This window comes from Pontibacter fetidus, assembly GCF_010119545.1.
Taxonomy (GTDB): domain Bacteria; phylum Bacteroidota; class Bacteroidia; order Cytophagales; family Hymenobacteraceae; genus Pontibacter; species Pontibacter fetidus.
Genome location: NZ_JAAEAA010000015.1, coordinates 64,685 through 89,163 on the forward strand (window position 1 = coordinate 64,685; position 24,479 = coordinate 89,163).

General features: G+C 45.7%; 20 protein-coding genes. 4 read left to right on the top strand and 16 right to left on the bottom strand.

Going from position 1 to position 24,479, the window contains the following annotated elements; genetic code table 11:
* Positions 1-68: 68 nt before the first annotated feature.
* Entirely contained in the window at positions 69-1,337 is a 1,269-nt protein-coding gene (locus GWO68_RS12395) for a replication-associated recombination protein A (RefSeq protein ID WP_162346767.1), read from the bottom strand.
* A gap of 114 nt (positions 1,338-1,451) precedes the next feature.
* On the bottom strand, positions 1,452-2,606 hold the full coding sequence (locus GWO68_RS12400) for an AI-2E family transporter (RefSeq protein ID WP_235942051.1): 1,155 nt from the start codon (positions 2,604-2,606) through the stop codon (positions 1,452-1,454).
* 70 nt (positions 2,607-2,676) lie between these two features.
* Between GWO68_RS12400 and GWO68_RS12405 the strand changes: the two genes are divergently transcribed.
* A complete protein-coding gene (locus tag GWO68_RS12405; protein WP_162346768.1) occupies positions 2,677-3,555 on the top strand; it encodes a DMT family transporter in 879 nt (292 codons plus the stop codon).
* A 900-nt stretch (positions 3,556-4,455) separates the two neighbouring features.
* Here GWO68_RS12405 and GWO68_RS12410 read toward each other — a convergent pair.
* The 12 genes from GWO68_RS12410 to lpdA form a co-directional block, all read right to left on the bottom strand.
* Positions 4,456-6,507, bottom strand: coding sequence for a multicopper oxidase domain-containing protein (locus GWO68_RS12410; protein WP_162346769.1), 2,052 nt, complete (start codon positions 6,505-6,507; stop codon positions 4,456-4,458).
* 252 nt (positions 6,508-6,759) lie between these two features.
* On the bottom strand, positions 6,760-8,133 hold the full coding sequence (locus GWO68_RS12415; RefSeq protein ID WP_162346770.1) for a DEAD/DEAH box helicase: 1,374 nt from the start codon (positions 8,131-8,133) through the stop codon (positions 6,760-6,762).
* A 225-nt stretch (positions 8,134-8,358) separates the two neighbouring features.
* Positions 8,359-9,105 (bottom strand): class I SAM-dependent methyltransferase, encoded by a 747-nt coding sequence (locus GWO68_RS12420; RefSeq protein ID WP_162346771.1) that lies wholly within the window; start codon positions 9,103-9,105, stop codon positions 8,359-8,361.
* Between the two features lie 3 nt (positions 9,106-9,108).
* Complete coding sequence (locus tag GWO68_RS12425; protein ID WP_162346772.1) at positions 9,109-10,110, bottom strand: alpha/beta fold hydrolase; 1,002 nt, start codon at positions 10,108-10,110, stop codon at positions 9,109-9,111.
* Between the two features lie 232 nt (positions 10,111-10,342).
* Positions 10,343-11,461 (bottom strand): fatty acid desaturase family protein, encoded by a 1,119-nt coding sequence (locus tag GWO68_RS12430; RefSeq protein ID WP_162346773.1) that lies wholly within the window; start codon positions 11,459-11,461, stop codon positions 10,343-10,345.
* Positions 11,462-11,683: 222 nt separating this feature from the next.
* Positions 11,684-12,796, bottom strand: a complete 1,113-nt coding sequence (locus GWO68_RS12435; protein ID WP_162346774.1) for a fatty acid desaturase family protein — start codon at positions 12,794-12,796, stop codon at positions 11,684-11,686.
* A 400-nt stretch (positions 12,797-13,196) separates the two neighbouring features.
* Positions 13,197-14,420: a multidrug effflux MFS transporter gene (locus tag GWO68_RS12440; protein ID WP_235942052.1), complete on the bottom strand. Its 1,224-nt coding sequence runs from the start codon at positions 14,418-14,420 to the stop codon at positions 13,197-13,199.
* A 176-nt stretch (positions 14,421-14,596) separates the two neighbouring features.
* Positions 14,597-15,448, bottom strand: a complete 852-nt coding sequence (locus GWO68_RS12445; protein ID WP_162346776.1) for an AraC family transcriptional regulator — start codon at positions 15,446-15,448, stop codon at positions 14,597-14,599.
* A gap of 82 nt (positions 15,449-15,530) precedes the next feature.
* On the bottom strand, positions 15,531-16,055 hold the full coding sequence (locus GWO68_RS12450; RefSeq protein ID WP_162346777.1) for a GNAT family N-acetyltransferase: 525 nt from the start codon (positions 16,053-16,055) through the stop codon (positions 15,531-15,533).
* A gap of 291 nt (positions 16,056-16,346) precedes the next feature.
* The gene (locus GWO68_RS12455) at positions 16,347-17,753 is read right to left on the bottom strand and encodes a S8 family peptidase (RefSeq protein WP_235942053.1); all 1,407 of its coding nucleotides are present in this window, start codon (positions 17,751-17,753) and stop codon (positions 16,347-16,349) included.
* 521 nt (positions 17,754-18,274) lie between these two features.
* Positions 18,275-19,036, bottom strand: a complete 762-nt coding sequence (locus tag GWO68_RS12460; protein ID WP_162346778.1) for a DUF3108 domain-containing protein — start codon at positions 19,034-19,036, stop codon at positions 18,275-18,277.
* Between the two features lie 141 nt (positions 19,037-19,177).
* Positions 19,178-20,572 (bottom strand): dihydrolipoyl dehydrogenase, encoded by a 1,395-nt coding sequence (gene lpdA / locus GWO68_RS12465; protein ID WP_162346779.1) that lies wholly within the window; start codon positions 20,570-20,572, stop codon positions 19,178-19,180.
* Between the two features lie 200 nt (positions 20,573-20,772).
* Here lpdA and GWO68_RS12470 point away from each other — a divergent pair, with 200 nt between their 5' ends.
* The 3 genes from GWO68_RS12470 (at position 20,773) to GWO68_RS12480 (ending at position 22,399) form a co-directional block, all read left to right on the top strand.
* Positions 20,773-21,381: a tetratricopeptide repeat protein gene (locus GWO68_RS12470; protein ID WP_162346780.1), complete on the top strand. Its 609-nt coding sequence runs from the start codon at positions 20,773-20,775 to the stop codon at positions 21,379-21,381.
* 179 nt (positions 21,382-21,560) lie between these two features.
* Complete coding sequence (locus tag GWO68_RS12475) at positions 21,561-21,761, top strand: hypothetical protein (protein WP_162346781.1); 201 nt, start codon at positions 21,561-21,563, stop codon at positions 21,759-21,761.
* Positions 21,761-22,399 carry an HNH endonuclease gene (locus GWO68_RS12480; RefSeq protein ID WP_162346782.1) on the top strand — a complete coding sequence of 213 codons (639 nt, stop codon included), beginning with the start codon at positions 21,761-21,763 and terminating at the stop codon, positions 22,397-22,399. The genes GWO68_RS12475 and GWO68_RS12480 overlap by 1 nt, the downstream gene beginning before the upstream one ends.
* Positions 22,400-22,782: 383 nt before the next feature.
* On the opposite strand, the gene GWO68_RS12485 is transcribed toward GWO68_RS12480, so the two are convergent.
* Together GWO68_RS12485 and GWO68_RS12490 are read right to left on the bottom strand one after the other, a co-directional pair.
* A complete protein-coding gene (locus tag GWO68_RS12485) occupies positions 22,783-23,718 on the bottom strand; it encodes a 1,4-dihydroxy-2-naphthoate polyprenyltransferase (RefSeq protein WP_235942054.1) in 936 nt (311 codons plus the stop codon).
* Between the two features lie 27 nt (positions 23,719-23,745).
* Positions 23,746-24,351 (bottom strand): glutathione peroxidase, encoded by a 606-nt coding sequence (locus tag GWO68_RS12490; RefSeq protein WP_162346783.1) that lies wholly within the window; start codon positions 24,349-24,351, stop codon positions 23,746-23,748.
* Positions 24,352-24,479 lie beyond the last annotated feature (128 nt).

Below are 24,479 nucleotides of genomic sequence, written 5' to 3' on the forward strand. Positions count from 1 at the left end.
ACTCGCTAACTCACAAACTCTTTAACTCAAAAACTTCCTCACTTTCTAACTTCCAAACTTTTTAACTCCTAATATCTGTATTTCTTGCCCCACTGGGCTTGTAGTTGTTTTCGCATTTCTACTTCGCGGCCGTTGTTTCCGGGGTCGTAAAAAGTGGTGTTGTTCAGGCCGTCGGGCATAAACTCCTGCTCTACAAAATTGCCTTCGTAGTCGTGGGCGTATTTATAGTTGTTGCCGTAGCCAATTTCCTTCATAAGTTTGGTTGGGGCATTACGGATGTGTAGAGGCACAGGCAAATTTCCGGTTTGTTGCACCATTTGCCGGGCTTGCTTTATGGCTTTGTAACTGGCATTGCTTTTAGGCGAGGTGGCTAAATAAACAGTGCACTGCGACAGTATAATTTCCGCTTCGGGGTACCCGATCATCTGCACCGCCTGGAAGCACGACGTAGCCATAAGCAAGGCATTGGAGTTCGCCAACCCAATATCTTCCGAGGAAGCAATAAGTAAACGTCGGGCTATAAACTTAGGGTCTTCGCCGCCTTCTATCATGCGGGCAAGCCAGTAAACCGCCGCATTGGGGTCAGAGCCACGGATGGATTTGATGAACGCCGAAACCAAATCGTAGTGCATCTCACCGGACTTATCGTAGAGCACGATGTTTTGCTGGGCAACCTGTTTTACAAGGTCGTTGGTAACTATAACTTCGTCGCCCTGCACGCCTTCGGCCACAATTTCCAGCAAATTCAGCAGCTTACGCGCATCGCCTCCAGATATAGTTAAAAGCGCTTCGTAATCTTTTACCTTCACGTTACGGTGGCGCATCCACTCGTCCTGTTCCAGGGCTTTGTCTACCAGTTCTATCAACTCATCTTTGGTCAGGTGCTTTAAAATATATACCTGGCAACGCGACAGCAATGCCGATATCACTTCAAAAGACGGGTTCTCGGTGGTAGCGCCCACCAGGGTAACGGTTCCTTTCTCAACAGCTCCCAGCAAAGCATCCTGCTGCGATTTGTTAAAGCGGTGAATTTCGTCGATGAACAGCACCGTACCCTGCCGCTTTTTAGCCTGATCAATTACCTCCCGGATATCTTTTACACCAGAATTTATCGCACTTAAAGCCACAAATGGCACTTTCATCTGGTTAGCAATAATGTTTGCGAGCGTGGTTTTGCCAACCCCCGGAGGTCCCCACAAAATCATGCTTGGTATAACACCGCCCTCAATGTAACGGCGCAAAATACCATCCGGGCCAACCAGGTGTTTTTGTCCGTAATACTGGTCTAAATTGTGCGGCCGCATGCGTTCGGCCAACGGTATATTCGGGTGGATCATGGGTGTTATACTTCTCCGGAAACTATAAAAACAAAGCTACAAAATTGAGTTGAGAACTGCCCCTCTGATTACCAGGGGAAGGCGCTTTGCCAACGTCAGGTTTGCACGTATAAATCAGTCGGCATTTGGTGGCTCTACCTTGTTTTCCCGGGCCAGTTGCTGCTGTGTCAGTTCGCTGTCGTCGCGCATGGCAGGTTCTACCATCGGGCTATGTTTTGGTTTCTCGTCTCCAAACAGAACGCCCCACTGTTTATAGTCTTCGGTACGGTCAAATACCACTTTTAAAACCGCAATTATCGGCAACGACAGAAACATACCGGCTATACCTGCCAGCTCGCCGCCTACAATTACGCCAACTATAGTTGCCAACGCATTTATCTTTACTTTAGAGCCCACAATGCGCGGCATCAGGATGTTGTTATCCAGAAACTGCACGCCTGCAATTACGCCCAGCACAGTAAGTATAGGCCATAGTTCCGACGACGAAGCCAGCGTTAACAGCACACCTATAATGTTGCCCAGCAGTGCGCCCACATACGGTATCAGGTTCAGGAAGGCGAAGATCAGCCCGATAAGCAGCGCGTGTTTTATACCGATTATCAGCAGAATGCCTCCCAGCAAAATGGTCATATAGGTTACCTGTATTAACAGGCCAAACAAATAGCTTTTGATGATGACCTGCATCTCGCGCAAGGTCTCCTCTACTTTCTCATGCTCTTCTTCCGGGAACCATAAAAACACAAACCGAAGCAACAGGTTTTTATAGAACAGCAACAGGAAAATATAGATCGGCAGCAGCCCCAGCAGAATTACCACCGATGTAACCGAGCCGGCCGCACCCGATAATAACGTGCCGCCATAGTTCAGGAGTTTGTTGCTTTGCTCGCTTATAAACTTTACCTGCTCCGCCGTGGAAAAAGGTGTTTTAGAGCCTACCCAGTCGCTTAAGGTTTTAAGGTGCTGGGTTACGTTGCGTTGGATGAGCGGAAAATCAGAGATCAGGTTGCCGATCTGGATAGAGAAAAACCAGATGATAAGCCCAAATACAACTATAAGTACCAGCAAACTCAGAATAATGGCCAGGATATCAGGTATTTTTAGCCGCTGCAGAAATCGGTAGACGGGCAGCATCATGATGCTTATAAAAAAAGCCAGCAGCAGCGGCGCCAGTATGCTATGCCCCAACACAATGGCCCACCCCAGGAAAAACAAGCCCATTATCTCTAAGGCTCTCCGGGCAGTTACCGGCATATTTTTTATCGAATTCATAGTTTCAGATTTGATCTTTCAGTGATCGTCCTTATACGGTGCAAAACCAATTACTGTGTACCTTTGCAGCATGAGTAAACAAGTGCAGGTGCATGGCGCGCTTTTCCTGGTGGCCGTGATATACGGAAGTAACTATAGTATAGCCAAGGAAGTGATGCCTGCTTATGTAGGCCCCTATGGCCTGATCGTGATTCGGGTTGTATCGGCGGCCATCTTTTTCGGGATCTTTTCGCGGCTGGTAATTCGGGAGAAGATAGTGGGCTGGGCTGATAACCTGCGCTCTGTGCTATGCGGTTTTACCGGTATAGCCATTAACCAGCTTTGCTTTTTCGGTGGCCTTAACCTTACCTCTCCCATTAATGCTGCTTTGCTGATGGTGATCGTGCCTATTATCGTACTCATCTTCTCGGCTATACTTTTGCGGGAAAGGGTAAGTTTGCGCAAGGTTTCGGGCATTGTACTGGCCTGCGCAGGCGCTTTTCTACTGATCTATAGTTCGCGCGGCGAGAGCAATTCGGGTAACCTGTGGGGCGACCTGCTTATTGTTTTAAATGCGGCGAGTTATGGTTTATACCTGGTGCTGGTAAAACCGCTGATGCAGAAATACAATGCCTTTACCATAGTCAGCCGCATTTTTGCAGTTGGAGCCGTTATAGTTGTTCCGTTTGGTTGGCAACAGGTTATAGCTCCAACCTATAGTTCGTTTCCTACAGAGATCTGGTGGGCTATAGTGTTTATGGTGCTGGCCGTAACTATAGTTGCTTATTTGTTCAATACCTGGGCGCTGCGTTATGCTAATCCGTCGTTGGTTGGCGCTTACATTTACCTGCAGCCGCTAATGGCTATTTTTATTGCTATCGGTTTTGGGAAGGATGTGTTTACCCTGCAAAAAGGAATTTACGCCCTGTTGATTTTTACTGGTGTGTATCTGGTTAGCCGCACGCGGTAGAATGTTGGGAAGAGTGATTAATTATTGTCATTTCGAACGCTAGCCGGTAAACCTTATACATCCTATAGTTGCTAAAGACCTGGCAGCGTGCGTAGCTCCTGTTAGCGTCTTTGCTATAGCTTCTCTTTTGTCATTTCAAACATCGTGAGGAATCTATCTTAGATAATAGGTGAATTCTCTACTTGCTTGACAAAAGCGATCCTTTCAAACTTCTTGTATTCCTGGGAGCTTTACTTACCTATCGTTTCAATCCAGCTTTGGTTCCCTCATGGCGGGGGTAGGGGCCCTCTTTAAGGGAGGCCCCGTCTTCGGGCATCGCGCTGCTGCCTTCTTGCTATCCTCGTTCCTCGGATTGGCTACGCCACCGCAACAAGTCAAAGGCGCTCAACCCAAAGACTGTGATCTTTCTATTATTCACCACTAACTATAGTTTGAACTAGCAAGCTTCGATATTTATCATGGTTATATTTCCGTAGGGACAGGTCGCGACCTGTCCGCTCGACAGGCTGTAACTATAGAACCATAAAGCAAACTATAGCAAAGGCAGAAATTCCCCTCTTGTGAGGGCCTATGGGTGTGTTATGACAAAGGCTTATCCTAGCTTTCCACAAGATCCTTCCAGGATGACAGATAAAGTGGTAAAAACTCCCGCTCCTGTTATGAGAGTGGGCTGGGCTAAAGTGAAAAACGACAACTATAAAACTGCAAATCCAACTATACAAAAAGCGAAAAACAACTTATGAGCGTCTCCGGCAGCAAGGCGTTCGAATGAGTTTTACAAGCAGCAAGGTGTAAATCAATCCTGCTCTTTCAAACAAATCCTACAAATCCTGATTCAGACAACAAAGGAAAAGCCCCACACAGTGCAGGGCTATTTCTCAGCATTCAAGAAACAGGTACTTATCTGCTTAGTACAAGCCGGCTACGGTATACTGTGTCGTTCATTTTAACTTCGCAAATGTAGAGGCCGGTTTGCAGGTTGGTACTGTTAATTTCGAGTTGGTGATTACCAGCTGCCAGCTGCTTTGCCGGTACTTCCCTTACCAGTCGGCCCCTGATATCGAAAAAGCGAACGGCTACCGAGGTGGGTGCTGTTACTTTTAACTGGAGCGTTGCCGTAGTGGCAAACGGGTTTGGGTAGATACTGAACGAGCCATTTTCGGCAGCTATATCGGTTTTAAGTTGCTGAGTCTGTTCGTGTGTTGCCAATAGGTGGTCTGGCATGTTACCGACATAATAGGGCCGCATCATTTCGTGGTCTTCGTGCGACAGAATATGGCAGTGCCAGGCATATAAACCAGGCCTGTCAAACTTAGCCACTAAGCGGGTTACTTCGCCGGGGGCTATAGGGTAGGTATCTTTTCTGCCATCCTGCCCTGGCTCAGGCGCTTTGGGCTGACCAATCAAGCGTACTTTGGAAATTGTTCCGTCATCCGGGTCATCAAAATCAACGCTAAACTTCTGTGAGTTCAGGACCTGAAAGGTAACAAGGTGCAGGTGTATCGGGTGAGCATCTGGTGTGGTGTTGTAGATCTCCCATACTTCTGTAGCGTTCAGGTCAGGATTTTCAGTAATGGGGTCTACATATTCTAACGCTCCGTTTTCTATAGTGCCCAGCATGGCTTTTAATCTGCCATATTCATCCATTCCCTCAAAAAGTAAAAGCTGTCTGGTTTTAGCCGGAGTATCGTGGTCGAACAGGGCACTGGCGCGCAGGTTACCGGAAACGGACGTAAGCGGGTATGTTGTATTGAGTGGTTTTGATACACTGAAAGCCATAATCTGTCCTTCGGCATTTGGGTCGGGTGCAGCACCTTTGGGATAAGGAGATTTGCCATTGTTGCGGATGATGATGGTTTTCCCCCAAAGGGCAGGATTTGAAAAATCGATAACTACATCCTTTCTTTCGCCGGGAGCGATTAGCAACTGATTTTGGACAACTGGTGCAGGTAACAACCCATTGTCTGAACCAATCTGCACAAAATTGAGCGGCACAGACATAAACAGGTTGTAGAACCTGGAATCGGAGCCATTAAGCATTCTGAAACGATATTGGCGAGGCTCTACATCCAGTACCGGCCAGGCCTTGCCGTTTACAAGTATAATATTGCCAAAAAATTCAGGTAACACGCTTGGGTAGGCTGCACCAGGTACTTCTGGTAGCGCAGGGTAGTATAGTTGTCCGTCTGCGGTAAACATGCGGTCTTGTATAGCCAGGCCAATGTCATATGGGTCGGCTGGTAAGTTATTGGTTGCTTTCAGTTGTTGCTCATGGTCATCGGTAAGTATATAAAAACCTGCCATGCCGGCATAAACGTTAAGCCGGGTTATACCTAGCGTATGGTCGTGGTACCAAAGGGTGGCGGCTTCCTGGTCGTTAGCATAGTGGTATGGTTCGTTATCTCCTTTTACAAAGTCCTCGCCTACTTTCCTGAAATCAGGGGTAAACCATGCTTCCGGAAGTCCGTCGCTAGCAGATTCGGTATGGCCGCCATGCAGGTGCGTAACTATAGGCACGCCATACTGCTCCCAGTTTTCTACATGCTCCATCGCCCAGTGTATACTTTCATCTATAGGCAGTAAATGGGGTAAGGGGCTACCCTCCGCTGTGCCATCAATAGTAAGTTTGTTATGCCAGAACACCTCTACAGGCACATCTTTTTTAGCTACCAGGGTCGGCCCGGGATACTGCCCGTTATAGCCCCATACGGTAGTTAGCAGCGGCTGGCCAGACACATCGCGTAAGCCAAGGTCCTGCTCAAACTGGGTTACCTGCATTTCAAAACGGCCGCCACCTGTAGCGTTTATAGTTGCCGGAATTGGAAGCTGGTTTTGGAATTTAACCTGTGATCGTGGATCGAGAAGTTGTTGTGCCTGAGAGGATATACAAATACCTGCAGACAGATAAAGTAAGAGACCTGAAAATGCCAGGCCGAAGCGTGTAGAGTTCATATTTCATAGCATATTTTTAATGGAGAGCAACAAATAAAACAACCTGAAAACTAGTGCTTTAGAAGCAAAGATCCTGATAAATTATACGTCAATTTAAAATTTAATACTATTTAATATGAATAAATTACACAACTATACCTTTTATGAACCGGGTATAGGTTGCAACTAACTATAAACTATAAACTACAAGCACAAAAAAGCCCCTGCCAGTTTCTACCTGACAAGGGCTCTATAGTTTATGCCTTAAACGGGTTAATTCGAATGAGACGTACGGTTTCGGTTACCATTGCTACGATTGCCACCGCTTCGTTGTCCGCCACCACCATTTGTACTACGGTTTTGTGAACTAAAATTTCCGCCACCAGTACTTCTTCCCTGGCTTCCTCCGGCAGAGCTTCCGGCAGGTTTATTGCCCCAGCGGCTTCTGCCACCGTTGCCACCTTTTTTCTTCTGCTCTTTCATGGTTGATGCAGCCTCGGCAAAATCCTTGGCTGTCATCGGGTACGGGTGGTTATCTATCACCGGAACATTCTTAGCGATCAGTTTCTGGATACTTACCAGATAAGAGGTTTCCTCAGCATCGCAGAACGATAAAGCTGTACCGCTTGCCCCGGCACGACCTGTACGGCCAATGCGGTGTACATAGGTTTCCGGCTCGTTCGGCAATTCATAGTTGATCACGTGGTTCAGGTCGTCCACATCAATACCGCGTGCGGCAATATCAGTAGCTACCAGTACGCGGGTACGGCTGGCTTTAAAATTATCCAGTGCACGCACGCGGGCATTCTGCGACTTGTTGCCATGTATCGCTTCGGCTTGAACTCCGGCTTTTGCCATGTCTTTCACTACTCTGTCGGCACCGTGCTTGGTTCTGGTAAATACCAGGGCACGGTCAATTTCATCGCCTTTCAGTAAGTGTATCAGCAAGTTTTTCTTGTCGGCTTTCTTTACATAGTAAACCGCCTGCTTTATAGTATGTGCCGTGCTCGAAACAGGCGTAACCTCTACTTTTGCAGGTTCTACCAATATGTTATCAGCCAGTTTCATAATCTCCGGAGCCATGGTAGCCGAGAAGAACAGCGACTGACGTTTCTCTGGTATCACGTTCAGCACTTTGCGTACGTCATGCACAAAACCCATGTCCAGCATGCGGTCGGCTTCATCCAGTACAAATATCTGCAAATGGCTCAGGTCGATAAACTTCTGCGCCATCAGGTCGAGTAAGCGGCCCGGTGTTGCCACCAGAATATCTACTCCCCTTTTCAAAGCTTCAGTTTGCGGATGCTGCGATACGCCACCAAAAATTACCGTGTGTTTTAAGCCGGTGTTACGGCCATAAGCGGCAAAGCTTTCACCAATCTGTAGAGCAAGCTCGCGGGTTGGCGTCAGTATCAACGACTTTATAGTTCGCTTGTTACGGTCCTGTGGCAAAGCATGTAGCAACTGCAGAATAGGAATAGCAAAAGCAGCCGTTTTACCAGTACCGGTTTGCGCACAACCCAGCAGGTCGCGTTTCTGAAGTATGTAAGGTATTGCTTTTTGCTGTATGGGGGTGGGGTTGGTGTATCCTTCTGTTTTAAGAGCGTTTAGGATCGGCTCTATCAGGTTCAATTCGTTAAATGTCATGTAATTGGTCTTATGATGCTGTACAGTACCATGTGCACTGGCTCAGCTTTGCCCGGGAATACATAGCATTTGCAATCAATCCCGGCGTTATTCTTTCTATCAACCTTAAAAGGGGAAGTATGGTTCTATTTGAGCCATAATGATTGACAGTCTGCAAAGATACACTTAAATATAGTGGTTTCCTATGCCGGGGTGTTAACGGTGTTTTGCAACTATAGTTCGAGATCAGATCTGGCCAACCCGCATCGCTATCGGAAACTGCACATCATAGGTTCTGCCATCGGGCCAGGCTTTCTTAAACTTTTCGGTTACACGCTCCAGCGGAGAGTAGCCGTTTTTTTGTATATAATGCTGCACTGCCGACCAGGAGTTAAGGTAGCCCAGTAAGTTATCTATCGTCCAGGTGGCGGTTATAGTTAGTTCCGGCTTTTCTTCTATTTCTGTAAAAGGGAAAGGAATGGTCGTATAGTTTTCATCAATATAGTTGCGTTCTGCATCCCAGTAGCCATCCAGCACATTGTGGTAAAAGTCGCCAAGTATAGGGTTTACTTCTGGCGATATGCGCGGCAGGTTATAACACCACACAGCAATGATAGCTTCGGGTTTGGCAATACGGTACACTTCGCGGTAAAAAGCATCAAAATCGAACCAGTGTATGGCCTGTGCCACGGTTACCAGATCGATGCTGTTTTCAGGCAAGTTGGTGGCTTCAGCGCGGGCGTGCAGGTAATGGATGTTGTCTTTTTGGATGGCGTTATCGAGTTGCTGCTGGCTGATGTCGGTGGCATAAACCAAATGGCAGCGTTCGGCTAGTTTGGCTGCTACCTGTCCGTTACCGGTTCCGCAATCCCAGGCGTTGGCGTAATGCGGCTTCAGGCTAAAGATAAAGTCATACAGCGCATCCGGGTACACCGGCCGGAATTTTGCATACAAAGCTGCCTGCGCAGAAAAGTTATCTTTTGCTGCTTTCATCACTTACTTTTTCAGGAATGCCAGCAATGGGTTAATAAACTTATCAAAGGCCTCGATGTGCGGCATGTGCCCTACTCCTTCCAGTTCTACCAGGGTGCTGTTTTTTATTTTTTTAGCAGTGTCTTTGCCCAGCTGCGGGTAGTTGCCCATAGTTGCCGCCACCTCTTTCGGAGCCAGATTCTTGCCAAGAGCTGTGCGGTCGCGCTGGCCAATAATAAGTAAGGTTGGCATTTGTAACTGGTCAAATTCATTAAGCACCGGCTGTGTAAAAATCATATCATAAGTCAACGCAGCATTCCAGGCGATACGCGGGTAGTTTTCGTTTATAGTCCAGCCGGCCAGCAGTTTTACCCACTCCTCGTACTCTGGTTTCCAGTTGCCGCCGTAGTAGTTTTCCAACTGGTACTTTTTGATCTTGTCATAAGTTTGCTGCAGTTCGCCTTTGTAGGCCTGGTCTATAGTTTGGTAAGGGGCTTTTCGTTTCCAGTCTTCCAGGCCAATCGGGTTAGCCAATATCAATTTTTCTGTCATCTCCGGGTACATCAGCGCAAAACGCGTGGCCAGCATCCCGCCCATCGAGTGCCCCAAAACTGCTACTTTTTTAATGTTGAGCGTATCCAATATAGCCTTGGTATTTTGTGCCAGCAACTGAAACGTATATTGCAGATGCTCCGGCTTAGAGCTCTTCCCAAATCCGATCTGGTCCGGAATGATAACGCGATAACCGGCTTTCGAAAGAGCTTCAGCAGTTTGCTCCCAATAAGCCCCATTAAAGTTCTTGCCATGCAGCAACATTACCGTTTTGCCGTTTGCCTTTGCCGGTTTCACATCCATATAAGCCATGCGCAGATTTTGCTTTTGTATCGTTAGTGGCAGGTATTGCACCTGGTAAGGGTATTTATAGTTCTCCAGGTTGATGTCCAGATTTTTAAGGTCTTGTTGCTGGGCTATAGTCGGGAGTTGTAACAGTAAAATGGCAAGTATAAGTAAAGTGGCTTTTCTCATTATTAATTAAGTGATGAATTAAACTATACGCAGTTGTCTTAACCGGGATAAGAGGTAATTGTTGGAATATTTGGATTTAGACCTCACAGTGTTTTCAAAACCTGTGAGTGTCTCGCAATGACGCAGAAAAGACACTCACAGGTCTTATAGACGCTGTGAGGTCAGGATAAAAACAAAAACGCCCAACCTGCTTTACCAGATTGGGCGTTTATCAAACTATAGTTTGGCCTTGTTAAGCCATTACTTCATTCAGGTTAGGTAACTTTAGCCTGCCGAAACGGTGCAGTGTGTTTAAATGTGAGCGAACGGCCTGCAGAAAGGTTTTACTCTCGATGTAGGTAAGGTTAAATTCTGACGCGGTTTGCTTTACAATGTCTGCAAGGGCCGGGTAATGCACATGACTGATGCGCGGGAACAAATGATGCTCGATCTGGAAATTAAGTCCGCCTACGTACCACGACAGCCACTTGCTCTTGCGGGCAAAATTAGCGGTAGTGCTGAGCTGGTGTATGGCCCAGTCGTTCTCGATAACGCCAGTTTCAGTAGGCAGCGGGTGATGAGTGCCCTCCACGGTATGCGCCAACTGGAACACCGTAGAAAGAATCATGCCTGCCACAAAATGCATCAGAAAGAAACCAAGCAGCACCTGCCAGAAAGGTATACCGAAAATTAGCGTAGGAGCTACCAGAATAGAAAAGAAATACAGCAGTTTAAAGGCTACGATCTTCGAAAATGCCACCGTATTATCTGACTTAGAATTAGCATTCACGCCACTTCTGATATACTTAAAGAACTGCACAAAATCTTTTATAATAACCCAGTACAGCGTAAGCAGACCATAGAAAAAGAACGCGTATACCCATTGCAGCTTGTGGTAAAAGCGCACCTTAGTGTGCGGCGAAAAACGCATGAACACCATGTCGTCAATATCCTCGTCCATTTCCACCACATTGGTGTAGGTATGGTGCAAAATGTTGTGCTGTAGTTTCCAGTTAAAGGCCGAAGCGCCCAGCAGGTTAACAGAGTGTGCCATCAGGTAGTTGATGATCTTGCTATTGGAAAAAGCACCATGGTTGGCGTCGTGCATTACACTCATGGCCACACCGGCTACTCCTATACCCATCACCAGCCACAGCACCAAACTGATCAGCACATGGGGGGTAAAGGCAAGCATAGCCGCGAAAGGCAGCACATAGAGCAGCATCAGAATAATGCTTTTGATAAGCAAGCGGGAGTTGCCGGATTTGGGCAGGTTATTCTCTGAAAAATAAGCGTCCACACGTTTGCGGAGCGTCGGAAAAAACAGACTTTTGTCTTTGTTAACGAATTTTACTTTGCCTTTAAGCTTCATTTAATCTACTTGATAATCTAAAAATTACGCACACTCCAAAAGCTGTTCTACAACTCAACGAGTTACTATAAGTACGCTAGCTTAGCTAAAAACAGTCGTATACCTCTTCATTTCTTTTTACAGAAACTTTCAGATGATACAACAAGCACGGATTTACGCGATTGGGGTGCAAATATAACGGAGAAACGGAATACTGTCAGCTTTCAGTAGCTATTTGATTTTTTAGCCGATGGCCTCGTTTAAACCGGGCAGCCTTCCGAAGCGGTGCAATGTAGCAATGTGCGAGCGAACGGCTTCTGCAAATGTTTCGTTCTCCAGGTATGGTACACCAAACTCGGCAGCGGTTTCTTTCACAATACCGGATATGGCCGGGTAGTGCACATGGCACACGCGCGGAAACAGGTGATGCTCGATCTGGAAGTTAAGGCCACCCACGTACCACGACAAGATCTTGTTGTGCCGGGAAAAGTTAACTGTGGTGTTCATCTGATGAATGGCCCAGTCGTTCTCGATAATACCATGCTCGTCCGGCCTCGGGTGACTTGTACCCTCAACAGTATGCGCTAACTGAAACACAACCGTCAGGACAATACCCGCCACAAAATGCATTAACAAAAAGCCAAGCAGCACCTGTAAAAACGGAATCCCGAAGAACAGCACCGGCACGCCCAGAATGATGAAAAAGTACAGCAATTTCATGGCTACCAGTTTGGCAAACCATGTTCTGTTTTCAGCAGATGTATTGGTGTTTACACCGGTCTTTTTGAAGAGCGCGTATTGCACAAAATCTTTTGCCACTACCCAGTAAAGCGTAAGTAACCCATAGAACACAAAAGCATAAAGCCATTGTATTTTATGGAAGAACTTTACTTTAGAATGAGGATTGAAACGCAGCACCAGCCTGTCTTGTATGTCTTCGTCCAGTTCTACCACGTTGGTATAAGTATGGTGCAGGATGTTGTGCTGTAGTTTCCAGTTAAAAGCGGAGCCACCCACAAAATTTAAGGTATAGCCCATCAGGTCGTTCACACGTTTGCTTTTAGAGAAAGCTCCATGGTTGGCATCGTGCATCACGCTCATACCAATACCCGCTATACCCAGGCCCATCATAAACCACAGCAACAAACTAAGCGGGTAAGCCGGCTGAAAAACGAGCAGCGCCACAAACGGCAGAAAGTAAAGTAACAGCAACACCACACTTTTCACTTTCATGGTAGTATTGGCAGTTGTCGGGATATTATTTTCAGCAAAGTAGGCATCTACCCTTTTGCGGAGCGTGGGGAAGAACAGGCTCTTGTCTTTGTTAACGAATTTTACTTTGCCTTTGAGTTTCATGCTTTTTGTAATGAGTGATTTAATAACTCACACAAAGAATTTAAAGCTCAAAGAGTGAATTGCGGGTAAATTAAGTGCTGCATTTAGTACAGCGTAAAACTATAGAAATGCCAGACATCCGACCCGGCCGTTTTATAAGCTGGTTTATGTCTTGATATCCCTACAAGGTAACTATAAATAGGGAGAATTGATTACAACACCTTTAAATAAGGTTATATAAATAAAACTATACTATAGCTGTTTAAGTTTCATAGCTGCGTTTTTCTATACTTTGTAAACTATAGCTCGGGCTACAAAACACAAAAAAGCGCTGACAACATTAGCTTGTGTCAGCGCTTTTTTACGGCTTTCGTTTACTTAGGCTACTTCAGTACCTACCATAAGAATGGTACCAATAGGCTTAAGCTTTTGCTTCGCATAACTGCGTGGTTGCATAGTTACGGCGGGTGTAAAAGTGGTAGCTACCTAAAATCAGTAAGCTCAGGGTGGTTACAAGCGCCATTACGCCCGTCATAGGTAAAAGTGTTCGATTGTGCAGGTAACTTACTGCCGCAGAGGCCAGGGCACCGGTTCCCATTTGCAAACTACCAAGTATAGCCGAGGCACTTCCCGCATTTTTGTTGAAAGGCGCCATAGCCAAAGCCGTAGCATTCGGGTTGATAATGCCTAAACTGAACATAAAGCTGAAGAGAAGTATAAGTGTGCCAACCGCTGTAAGGTTACCGGACAAACTACCAAACAGCAATACGATAGCTGCAATAAACTGGATAACTCCCACTTTTAGAGCAATCTGTTTACTGGTCTGGCGGCGCAGCAGCAGCCTGTTAAACTGGCTACCGGTAATATAGCCTGCCGCGTTCATGGCAAAAGCTATCCCATACATTTTATCGGATAACCCGAAATACTCCATAAACACAAACGGAGAACCAGAGATGTAGGCAAACAAACCAGCCTGCGCCAAACTACTGGCCACTGCATACGTCAGGAAAGAACGCTCTTTTAAAACGGAGGTAAAATCACGAAGTATAGCCTGTGGCTTAAGCGAGATAGAGGCATCAGGACCTTTACTTTCGGGTAAAAGGCGTGCGACTGCAAAAAGCACCGCCGCGGCAATTATGGCCAGCACTATAAATATGGCATGCCAGCCAAAAGTAGCCGTAACATAACCGCCTATAGTTGGCGCAATAATTGGCGCCACCCCCATTACCAGCATCAGGGTAGAGAAAACGTTTGGTATATCTTTAATCGGGAACAGGTCGCGGACCATGGCACGGCTGGCCACCATACCTACGCAGCCACCAAGCGCCAGCAGTAAACGCAACCCGATCAGCCACTCTACGGACGGCGCTAAAGCACAACCCAGGGCAGCCAGCACAAATATACTAAGCCCGATAACCAGCGGCTTTTTGCGCCCGAAGCGGTCAATTAAAGGGCCATAAATAAGCTGACCCACTGCAATACCGAAAAAGTAACTGGTAAGCGACAGCGCCACATGGGCAATGTCAGTGTTCAGGTCTTTGGCAATAGCCGGAAAGCCCGGTAAATACATATCGATGGCAAACGGGCCCAGTGCTGCTAAAGCACCCAGCACCAAAATGATTGTTCTGTGTTGTTTGTTTTTCATACGTTTCGTTAACAACTGAGAGCGCAAACCCGGCCATTTTGCCATGCTTGCGCTCTCAGAAGCGTTTATACAAGTTTTATTCTTTTCCTGAAAAGCGGGTTGGCTTAAAAGGAGGTGCAAAGATACTGCCGCAAATACGGGTAGCAGTGGACTGATTCTGACTTTAACTGGACGCTTTACGCCTGCTTGTACTTCTCCCGGAAAAGAGTAGGCGTCATGCTCTCCAACCTCCTGAATACCCGCGTAAAGTGCGAATGATCGGTGTACCCTAACGTATAGGCTATTTGCTGAATGGAATCTGACGTATAAATAAGCATGCGTTTGGCTGCCAGCACTACACGCTTCTCAATTACCCGCGAGGGGGTATCGCCGGTTATGGCTTTGCTAAGTTCGCCCAGTTTTTTTGTGGTAATGTTCAGTTGGTCGGCATAATACTCTACGGTACGGTGATGGGTGAAATGGGCATCGAGCAGGGCCAGAAACTTACTGAAAACGGTATAGTTGTTAGCTGTATCTCCTACGTTTTGCCCGGAAGCTTTGTGCTGCTGCTCTTCGCGCAAAACGGCCAGCAGCGCCGACAGCAAATGCCTGGTGTATACTTTGTTGGGTTCTGCCTGCTGAAAGTCCTGGTGCATGAGCCGGAACAGGCTGGTGATTTTATAGTGCAGCTCCGAGGTATGCACTGGCAATAACGTAAAACCGGTAACCTGGCTGAAAAGGTTATTGACAGACTGTGATAAAAACTCGTTGGTGAACCGGACTACATACAGGTGGGTCCAGGGTTGGGGCGTAAACTTATGCACTTTGCCCTGCGCCACTAGCACCACCAAAGGCCCTTTCAGTTCGTTGCGTTCGGTATCTAAGCTAAGCGTGGCGGCTCCTTCTTCTATAAACAGTATTTCCTGGAAAGCATGTCGGTGCGGACGCGCTTCATCTTTATCATATGTCGCCGGAATCTCCCGGTACCAGATCTGGAAGTCGGCTTCAGGCAGGTCGGGTAAACGGCGGTTTGGTTGCTCTTTTTGCATGGTTGTGCTTACGCAACAGTAAATGCCGGGTATAGTTTATAGTTGGCTGACTTTATAGTTATAGTTATAGTTATAGTTATAGTTATAGTTCCAGCTTCAGTATCACCATACCGCGATAGTCGGGCTTCATCCTTTCAAAATCTAACCTGTAGGTGCCACATTGTACGTAGCCATTCTGTTCATAAAACCGGATGGCATCGTGGCTGCTGTCCATCGCCTTCAGCCAGATAACTTTCTTATCCCGATCTTTTGCAAATTGGTTAGTGAAATCCAATACCTGCCTGCCGATGCCTTTGCCCGAGGCTGCTTTTGTAAGGTAGATCCGTTCCAGCTCCAGCGCCTCCTCCGAACTATAGTTTCCCAGCTCTTTATTAATGTTCAGTTTCAGAAAGCCCGCCAGCTCGTCATCGGCATAGATCAGGAAAAAGGCAGCATTGTTATCTTCCAGTTCACTTTTCAGTGCCGCATCGCTAAAGCTTTTTTCGATATACCAGGCACCGCCATCGTCCCACAAATGTAGATAATGGTCACCGTAGGCATTCAGGGCAATATCCTGTAAGGTATGTAATGCTGATATAGTAATAGGGACGATAGAAACTGCTGGCATAAATAAATTGAATTAGATGCGATGCCACAAATGTACAGTTCTTTAAACGCCCGGTAAAGCCAACTATAGCTTTTATAGTTTACGGCCCAGCTTAACGCCAGCCACGGCACCAATTGGCATGAAACCCGAACTATAGTTGTAAAAGAAAAAAGACTGCCTTATACGGGCAGCCTTTTTAGTCCTCTGTAAATAAAGCAGCCTGCGCTGCCAACTATATACTATAAAGTAAAAGCTTTAAACAAAAAAGCCACCCGGGTAGAGGACACAGGCGACCTTTTTGCTTATCAGGGTTTAAAAACCACTTACGTTAAGACGACCGCCTGTTACGCATTTACCTGAAAGTGATGCTGTAGGAACAGCGCTGCTCAGGATGGCATTTTTAATAGCAGCCGCAGTAGAACCCGGATGCGAAGCAGCATATAACGCTACACCACCAGTTACGTGCGGTGTTGCCATAGACGTACCGTTGTAAGAAGAATAGGTGTTAAAAGCTGTACTTGAGTTGATGGCAGAACCAGGCGCACCGATATCTACTGTAGTGGCACCATAGTTAGAGAACGATGATTTGGCACCTGTGTTTGTGATAGCTGCAACGGCAATAACGTTAGGCAGATCCATGTTAGATGGGTAGCTGGCTACGGCATCGTTGTTATCGCCTACGCCGTCGCTGCCGCCATTACCGGCTGCTGCTACAAACAGTATCTCTTTTGCGTTGGCACGGTTTACGGCATCATAAAGCGCCTGCGAAAAGCCGCCGCCACCCCATGAGTTGTTGCTGGCCACTACGTTCATGCCGTGGCGGGTTTTCAGGTCGGTCAGGTAATCTACAGCTTTAACAGCGTTGGCAGTAGTACCACCTCTGCGGCCCAAAAACTTAAGAGAGATTATGGTTACGTTCCAGTTAACGCCTACCACGCCTTTGCCATCGTTTGCAGCACCTATTGTACCGGCTACGTGTGTGCCGTGGTCATCCAGGCTGCCTCTTGAGCCACCGTCATATACCTCGTTGTTGTTACCGTCAAAGTCCCAGCCGTGTACATCGTCCACGTAACCGTTGCCATCGTTGTCAACGCCGTCAACCGGGTCGTAAGGGTTAGTCCAGACGTTGGCAGCCAGGTCAGGGTGGGTGTACTGGATACCTTCATCAATAATACCCACCACTACCGATTTTGAACCAGTGTTACCAGTTGCCCACGCTTCGCCGGCCTGGCTGCCATACTGGTTTGCAGGGCTGGTGCCATCGCCGTACATACCCCACAACGAACCATTGGTATAGTAAGGGTCAGAAGATGCCGCTGCATGAGTATAAATATAGTTTGGCTCGGCATACTCAATTTCTGCACCGCCTTTTATTTTGCTGATCGCTTCCAGGGCAGCCATTGGGGTATGCACCAGGGTAAGGCCTTCTCTGTCGCCGGCGCGCTCCATCATTTTAGTTAAGATGCGCTCTTTTACTTTACCGCTAATGCGGGCCAGGGCGGCCGATTTTGCCTCTGCCGATGCACCTGCTTTAAACTTAACAAGCACTTCGTTTGCTACATATTGCTGCCCGATGCCGGCAGCCGCAGCCGCCTCATGCGAGGTAGCAAATTCTTTATCTTCTAACATCGTTTCTTTTTCGCAGCTGGTAAGCACTGCCGCAGACAGAATGGCCATGGCAACAGCAGATTTTCCTGCCGTCAGGTAGTTTTTAATCATAATAGTTTGTTGTTTTAGGTGAAAAGTTAAGGTGTTGTAAGATCAAATATTCCAATTATAATAGACTATAAAAAGGAAGAATTTACAGCTCAGGTAACATCTAAATAACACCTGTTAGCCAACCACTTACACCAGATACAATCTATTTTTCACCTTTCCTGGCTCCAGATAACCGATATACCTAAAACAAAATATTAACAAAAAGTAACAATACTACTTTTGCTATGTTTTAAAAATATTTTGCTGCCCTGGTTAGGCTGGTCTACCTATAGTTGCAGTTTACATAAACTGACTAAAGCCACGAAAAGGCTCTAAAAACAAAGGCTGCCCTAAACAAATAAGGCAGCCTTCTGGCACTGCAAACCAATTCAGGCAGCAATATGGTCAACCAATACTTTTCACTTTTCAGGCTGTCATTTCAGGTTTTGTGAGAGAACAATACTTGGTGCCTGGTAAACAATCATACAAAGCCCTCTTTCGCGGAAGTTAAAGTTATTGGCAGTAGGCTAAGTATAGTCTGGTTAGATATATTTCCCGGCCAGGGTGCCCAGTTTTACTTTGTAGCGGATTATGCCGTTAAACTTTTCCTCCATCTTTAGCACTTCATGCGTTTTCTTGGTAACCCAGAAAATGCCATAGTTATCCGGGCTATAGTCTATGCGCAGCAGCCAGCAATCTATTGTCTGGTTATTTATAGTTGGAAGTTTTTCGGAGCCGGTAACTTTATAACTATAGATTTGCGGACCAGTTTTGCTGCCCGGGTGGTAAAAGTTTATCAGGAAAACAGTGTTGGCTTTTAGCGGCAGGCTCTCGAAAAACTCCATGTCCAGTTCCCAGTTATAGGTTGGCTGCGCTATAGGCATTACAAATTTGCGCCATGGGTTTGTCTTAGCAGTATCGGCAGCTGTTATTTTATCCGGGTAAAAGTTAAAAGCTGCTGTGCCCCTTGCCGATGTGCTGGTATGAAAGACAGGAGTAAAGTCCTTCTCCATCACAGACTCAATCGTTCGGTTACTCAGCGTATCAGCCCCGATCCAGTTCTGCCGGATAACCAGCCGTTCTTTGCCCTGCACCTGCTCAAATTGTACGTCGCGGTTCCAGAGGCTTTGGGTAAGCACTTTCGGGTTTTTGGGGTTGCTTATAGTTACCAGGTACTGCCGTGTGCCCGGCTTCAGGTGTTTGGTGTTGATGTGTTTACTAGTGACGCGCACCGTGTCGGGTTGGGCCATAGGAGCCGTGAACATGATGCCGAAAAGCACCAATAGCATTACTAATTTCTTCATAGTTATAGGGTTGGAATGTGTTAACTATAGTTCGATGTTTAAACTATAGTCTGCAAAATAAAGGCTTTTGCAGGAAGTATAAAAGCAAAAAGGGTTAGCCGAAAATCCGGCCAACCCTTTTTATTATAGTTAAAGCTATACTTACAGGTGAATTACTTCGTCGTAAGCAGCGGCGGCAGCTTCCATAATAGCCTCGCTCATGGTTGGGTGCGGGTGTACTGACTTGATGATCTCGTGGCCGGTAGTTTCCAGTTTACGGGCAACAACCACTTCTGCGATCATCTCAGTTACGTTAGCACCGATCATGTGTGCACCTAAGAACTCGCCATACTTGGCATCAAAGATAACTTTCACGAAACCATCTTTAGCACCGGCCGCACTTGCCTTACCAGACGCTGAGAACGGGAACTTACCCACTTTGATCTCGATACCCTGCTCACGCGCCGCTTTCTCAGTAAGACCAACCGAAGCGATCTCAGGAGAGCAATACGTACAGCCCGGTATGTTGCCATAGTTCAACGGCTCCGGATGATGACCAGCAATAGCTTCTACACAGATAATACCTTCAGCAGATGCTACGTGCGCCAACGCTGGACCAGGAACGATGTCACCGATCGCGAAGATGCCGTCTACATTTGTTTTATAGTACTCGTCAACTATAACTCTGCCACGGTCAACTTTAATACCCAGCTCTTCAAGGCCAATGTTCTCCAGGTTTGTCTGGATACCTACTGCAGAAAGTACTACTTCCGCTTCCAGAATCTCTTCGCCTTTGGCAGTTTTAACAGTTACCTTGCACAGGTCGCCGCTTGTATCAACTTTCTCTACCGAAGACTCCGTCATGATGTTGATGCCAGCCTTTTTGAAAGACTTCGCCAACTGACGTGATACTTCTTCGTCCTCAACCGGAACAATGTTTGGCATATATTCCACTATAGTTACCTTGGTACCCATGGCGTTGTAGAAGTAAGCAAACTCCACCCCGATCGCACCCGAACCAACCACTACCATAGATTTCGGCATTTTATCCAAAGCCATGGCCTGGCGGTAACCTATTATCTTTTTACCATCGATCGGCAGGTTAGGCAGCTCGCGTGAACGGGCACCAGTTGCGATGATGATGTTGGTAGCTTCTACCGTTTCGGTTTTGCCTTCGGCGTTGGTAACTTCTACCTTACCTTTGGCAACTACTTTACCAGTACCCATTATCGCATCAATCTTGTTTTTGCGGAACAGGAACTGGATGCCTTTGCTCATGCCATCGGCTACACCGCGGCTACGCTGAATTACTTTCGTAAAGTCTACAGAAGCTTCACCGATGTTGATACCATAATCAGCAGCATGGTTGATATATTCAAAAACGTTCGCGCTTTTAAGCAGGGCTTTTGTCGGGATACAACCCCAGTTAAGGCAAATACCACCCAGCGACTCGCGCTCGATAACACCTACCTTCATACCCAACTGCGATGCACGGATAGCTGCTACGTAACCGCCCGGTCCGCTGCCAAGCACTACTAAATCGTATTTTGATGCCATAGTCTCTATTTTTAAAATGATGAGCAAAATTAATCGGAAATCCCAACTTCACAAAACCACTTATTGGCCACAACTATAGCATAATGGCAAGATGCGGATTGTATCCATTTACTACAGATTCACAAAAACGGAAAAATACTTTTAAAAGAGCCCTGATCTGCTGTACTTTGCACTGAATTAGAAAACATTACAATTTTTGCATGAGAATACTTTTACCTCTACTCTTAGCTATATTCGTGTCTTTTACCGCCATCGCCCAGAAAACGGCGAAGGAATATTTTATTAACGGCAACGAAAAGTTTAACGCCGGAAAGTATACTGATGCTATTAAAGCCTACGACCAGGTGCTGAAGCTGGAGCCGAAACACGCCGCCACTTATACTAACCGCGGCGTAGCCAAAGACAGACTGCTGGATTACCGTGGTGCTATCGAGGATTTTACGCAGGCTATTACCCTAAACCCAAAGTATACGGAAGCTTACCTGAGCCGTGGCCTGAGCAAGTATAACCTGAAAGATTACCGCAGCGCCCTCCTGGACTATAACAAAGGCATTGAACTGAACCCCAAAGATGCCAAAGCCTATAACAACCGCGGTCTGGTGCGTTACGGGTTAAAAGACTACAGCGGTGCCATCGCCGACTATACCAAAGCCCTAACTATAAACACCCGCTACGAAGAGGCCTACTATAACCGAGGAGCTCCCAAGTATAACCTCGGCGACAAAGCCGGTGCCTGCGCCGACTGGACCAAAGCCAAACAACTGGGCGTAAAAGAAGCCGATCAGTATTTGAAGAAGTTCTGTAAGTAGATTCTACCGAAGTATAAAGTATAAACCCCGGCTGCTCTGATGAAGTGGCCGGGGTTTTGTTTTTGTGTTGTGCGGAATATTGTGGTAATTAGATGTTTGGGAGGAACTACATTTTGACACAATTTGGTTTGATAGTTACACCATATAATGAATCACACTTACATTTTTCGAAGAAAAGTATGGAAAGAGATCATAATACGATAAGGGTTGGAATTTGTAAATATACAAGTAGAAAAGTTCTGCAACTAAGGGACTTCCCTTCAAACGATGCAATAGATGAAAAAGGCTGGCTATGTTTACATGATGATACTGAAGAAGAAGAAATTCAAAATATAATTAAATTTCTTTACGGCATTGACATAGAAATTCATAATAACTAATGACAAAAGTAGATGCAATAAAGCAAGTTTTAGAAGATAATGGTGGTGTTGCAATTTGGAGTATCATATATAACCAAATAGAAAAGTATTATCCTAATATAAAAAACCAAAAGGATTGGAAAGCCGGAGTTCGTGGTGTTTTATATCGCGATTTAGGTAAAAATTTCAAAATGGTTGATGAAGGAGTGATAGCATTATTATATTATGATGAAAATAATCTTGCATTAACAGAGGACATACAGGATACATCAAAGGCTATTCAAGTAAAAGTTAGAATAGGTCAGGAAAAATTTAGAAGAAAATTATTAAAATATTTAAAATTTTGTCCAATCACAGGTATTGATGATAAACGAATTTTACTTGCAAGTCATATTAAACCTTGGGCATTATCTTCAAACGCTGAAAGATTAGACCCTAATAATGGTTTCATCTTTAGTCCAACCATAGATAAACTATTTGATAAAGGATTAATAACTTTTGAAAATAATAAAGAGTTAATTGCTTCTCCTGATCTGTCGATAAACAATATTAAAAAGATTGGATTGCAAGTAGGTAAAAAATATTCAAAGCTCCCAGTAGATAGTAGAACATCCTATTTAGAATATCATAGAAACAATATTTTTATTTCTGAGTTATAACTAGCTTGAAGAATTTTTATTTCAACATTTTAAAATTTAATTTATCGGATTTCTATGGTGGAGAAATAAGTAAAGGTTTCATAGAAATTTATCATACTAAACCCATCTTCACCTATGAAAATGAAGACCTTGAAAGTACGCTTGGGAATGCAGTAAAAAACTTAACACCTGTATGCTCCAATTGCCATCGAATGATCCATAGGAACTGGAATAAACTAGTTGAGATTCAAATACTAATTAATAGTATAAACGCTAACGGAGTATTTAAAAGATTTAATAGATAGAAATATTTTAAGCAGAAATAAATATCCTGTTAAAAAACAGAAAAGTCGCCCATACTTTATAGTTTAGGCGGCTTTTCTGTTTCATAGATTCTATAGTTGCTACAACACCTGCCCCAGTCCGAATAGCAAAACAAACAGCAAGGTAGTTATTGCCATTTGTTTTAAGTAAGGGTCGAGCTCTTTGGATGTTTGCTTGCGCCATACATTTACACCATTAACTATAACCAACGGCAAAGCAAGTATAAACAGCAGTTGCCACCAACTATAAAAGTTAAGCACCACATAAGCGAAAGCACTCAAAGTACCGGCAGCCAGCAAAAACAGGTGATAGATGCGTGCCTTTCTAGGACCTAACCTTACAGGGATAGAGTATTTGCCAGCCAGCACATCAGAGTTTATATCGCGGATGTTGTTTACGTTCAGCACTGCCGTTGCAAAAAAGCCGCACACCAAAGCAGGAAGTATAACTATAGTTTCCATAGTCTGCGCCTGCAAAAAGTAGGTTCCCAGCACACCCACCAACCCGAAAAAGATAAACACGAACACATCGCCAAACCCGGCATAACCATACGGATTAGAACCAGCCGTATAGTTGATAGCAGCCCAAATCGATGCCAGCCCCAAGCCCAGAAAGAGCAAAGCCAGTAACATCCCCTCGCTACCAAACGCTACCCAAAGCAAAGCCAGACCAGTAAGTAAAGATAGCAAGCTGAACACGACCATCCCCTTCTTCATGTGCTCAGCTGTAATATGACCAGCCTGCACAGCTCTTGAAGGGCCTTCACGGTGAACACTGTCTGCTCCGTGTTTGGAATCGCCGTAATCGTTTGCAAGGTTCGAGAGTATCTGCAGAAAAAGCGTAGTGAGCACGCAAAGCGCAACTATAGTTCCGTTAAAAACGCCGTTGGCAGCTGCCATAAATCCGCCCATACCAATGCAGCTAAGTGCCAGTGGCAAAGTCCGTGGCCTAAAAGCCGAAATCCAGGCCTTTACCAGGCCTGGATTTGGTGATGTGTGTGGTGTTGTATGATCCAACGAATAAACTCCGGTAAGTAGTAAATCTTATTTCTGAATGGCCGCGATAATCTCCTCACCCATCGGTTTTACTTTAGACGGGAAAAAAGCCACGACCTTGCCGTTCTCATCGATCAGGTATTTGCAGAAGTTCCAGGTTGGTTCTTCGTGGTTCGGTGCATGTTCAGCCAGCCAGGTATAAAGCGGGTGCTTATCTTCGCCAACAACAGAAACCTTCTCCATCATCGGGAAAGTAACGCCATAGTTCTTCTCACAGAAAGCAGCAATCTCCTGGTTAGAGCCTGGCTCCTGTCCGCCAAAGTTGTTCGCCGGAAAACCAAGTATAACTACCTTATCGCCATGTGCTTCGTGCAGTTGCTGCAGATCTTTGTACTGTGGCGTGTACCCACACTCCGATGCCGTATTTACAACCAATATCTTTTTGCCTTTATACTTCGCCAAATCTACATCTTCGCCATCCAGGGATGTCAGTTTAAAGTCGTAAAATCCTTGCTGTGTCTGTGTTTCTGTTGCCATAGTTTTGTCTGATGTTGTAGTAGAAGCAGTAGCTGTATTGCTGTTATTGTTTCCAGAACAGGCTACCATCATACCTAATACAGGCAGCAGCGTCAAAAGTTTAACAAGTTTTTTCATATAGTTTATAGTTTACGGTTGATAACCGGTGTTTATAGTTAATTGTTTGATCAGTGATGAACTAAGATTTTTCTGATTTATTAAGATTTACTTTAGCAGATAAAAGTCCCCCTTTGAAGGGGGCAGGG

What these genes read in the sequence shown, in the direction of transcription:
- GWO68_RS12395 (WP_162346767.1), bottom strand. Translation starts at nt 1,337, where the DNA reads ATGATCCACCCGAATATACCGTTGGCCGAACGCATGCGGCCGCACAAT.
- GWO68_RS12400 (WP_235942051.1), bottom strand. Translation starts at nt 2,606, where the DNA reads ATGAATTCGATAAAAAATATGCCGGTAACTGCCCGGAGAGCCTTAGAG.
- GWO68_RS12405 (WP_162346768.1), top strand. Translation starts at nt 2,677, where the DNA reads ATGAGTAAACAAGTGCAGGTGCATGGCGCGCTTTTCCTGGTGGCCGTG.
- GWO68_RS12410 (WP_162346769.1), bottom strand. Translation starts at nt 6,507, where the DNA reads ATGAACTCTACACGCTTCGGCCTGGCATTTTCAGGTCTCTTACTTTAT.
- GWO68_RS12415 (WP_162346770.1), bottom strand. Translation starts at nt 8,133, where the DNA reads ATGACATTTAACGAATTGAACCTGATAGAGCCGATCCTAAACGCTCTT.
- GWO68_RS12420 (WP_162346771.1), bottom strand. Translation starts at nt 9,105, where the DNA reads ATGAAAGCAGCAAAAGATAACTTTTCTGCGCAGGCAGCTTTGTATGCA.
- GWO68_RS12425 (WP_162346772.1), bottom strand. Translation starts at nt 10,110, where the DNA reads ATGAGAAAAGCCACTTTACTTATACTTGCCATTTTACTGTTACAACTC.
- GWO68_RS12430 (WP_162346773.1), bottom strand. Translation starts at nt 11,461, where the DNA reads ATGAAGCTTAAAGGCAAAGTAAAATTCGTTAACAAAGACAAAAGTCTG.
- GWO68_RS12435 (WP_162346774.1), bottom strand. Translation starts at nt 12,796, where the DNA reads ATGAAACTCAAAGGCAAAGTAAAATTCGTTAACAAAGACAAGAGCCTG.
- GWO68_RS12440 (WP_235942052.1), bottom strand. Translation starts at nt 14,420, where the DNA reads ATGAAAAACAAACAACACAGAACAATCATTTTGGTGCTGGGTGCTTTA.
- GWO68_RS12445 (WP_162346776.1), bottom strand. Translation starts at nt 15,448, where the DNA reads ATGCAAAAAGAGCAACCAAACCGCCGTTTACCCGACCTGCCTGAAGCC.
- GWO68_RS12450 (WP_162346777.1), bottom strand. Translation starts at nt 16,055, where the DNA reads ATGCCAGCAGTTTCTATCGTCCCTATTACTATATCAGCATTACATACC.
- GWO68_RS12455 (WP_235942053.1), bottom strand. Translation starts at nt 17,753, where the DNA reads ATGATTAAAAACTACCTGACGGCAGGAAAATCTGCTGTTGCCATGGCC.
- GWO68_RS12460 (WP_162346778.1), bottom strand. Translation starts at nt 19,036, where the DNA reads ATGAAGAAATTAGTAATGCTATTGGTGCTTTTCGGCATCATGTTCACG.
- lpdA (WP_162346779.1), bottom strand. Translation starts at nt 20,572, where the DNA reads ATGGCATCAAAATACGATTTAGTAGTGCTTGGCAGCGGACCGGGCGGT.
- GWO68_RS12470 (WP_162346780.1), top strand. Translation starts at nt 20,773, where the DNA reads ATGAGAATACTTTTACCTCTACTCTTAGCTATATTCGTGTCTTTTACC.
- GWO68_RS12475 (WP_162346781.1), top strand. Translation starts at nt 21,561, where the DNA reads ATGGAAAGAGATCATAATACGATAAGGGTTGGAATTTGTAAATATACA.
- GWO68_RS12480 (WP_162346782.1), top strand. Translation starts at nt 21,761, where the DNA reads ATGACAAAAGTAGATGCAATAAAGCAAGTTTTAGAAGATAATGGTGGT.
- GWO68_RS12490 (WP_162346783.1), bottom strand. Translation starts at nt 24,351, where the DNA reads ATGAAAAAACTTGTTAAACTTTTGACGCTGCTGCCTGTATTAGGTATG.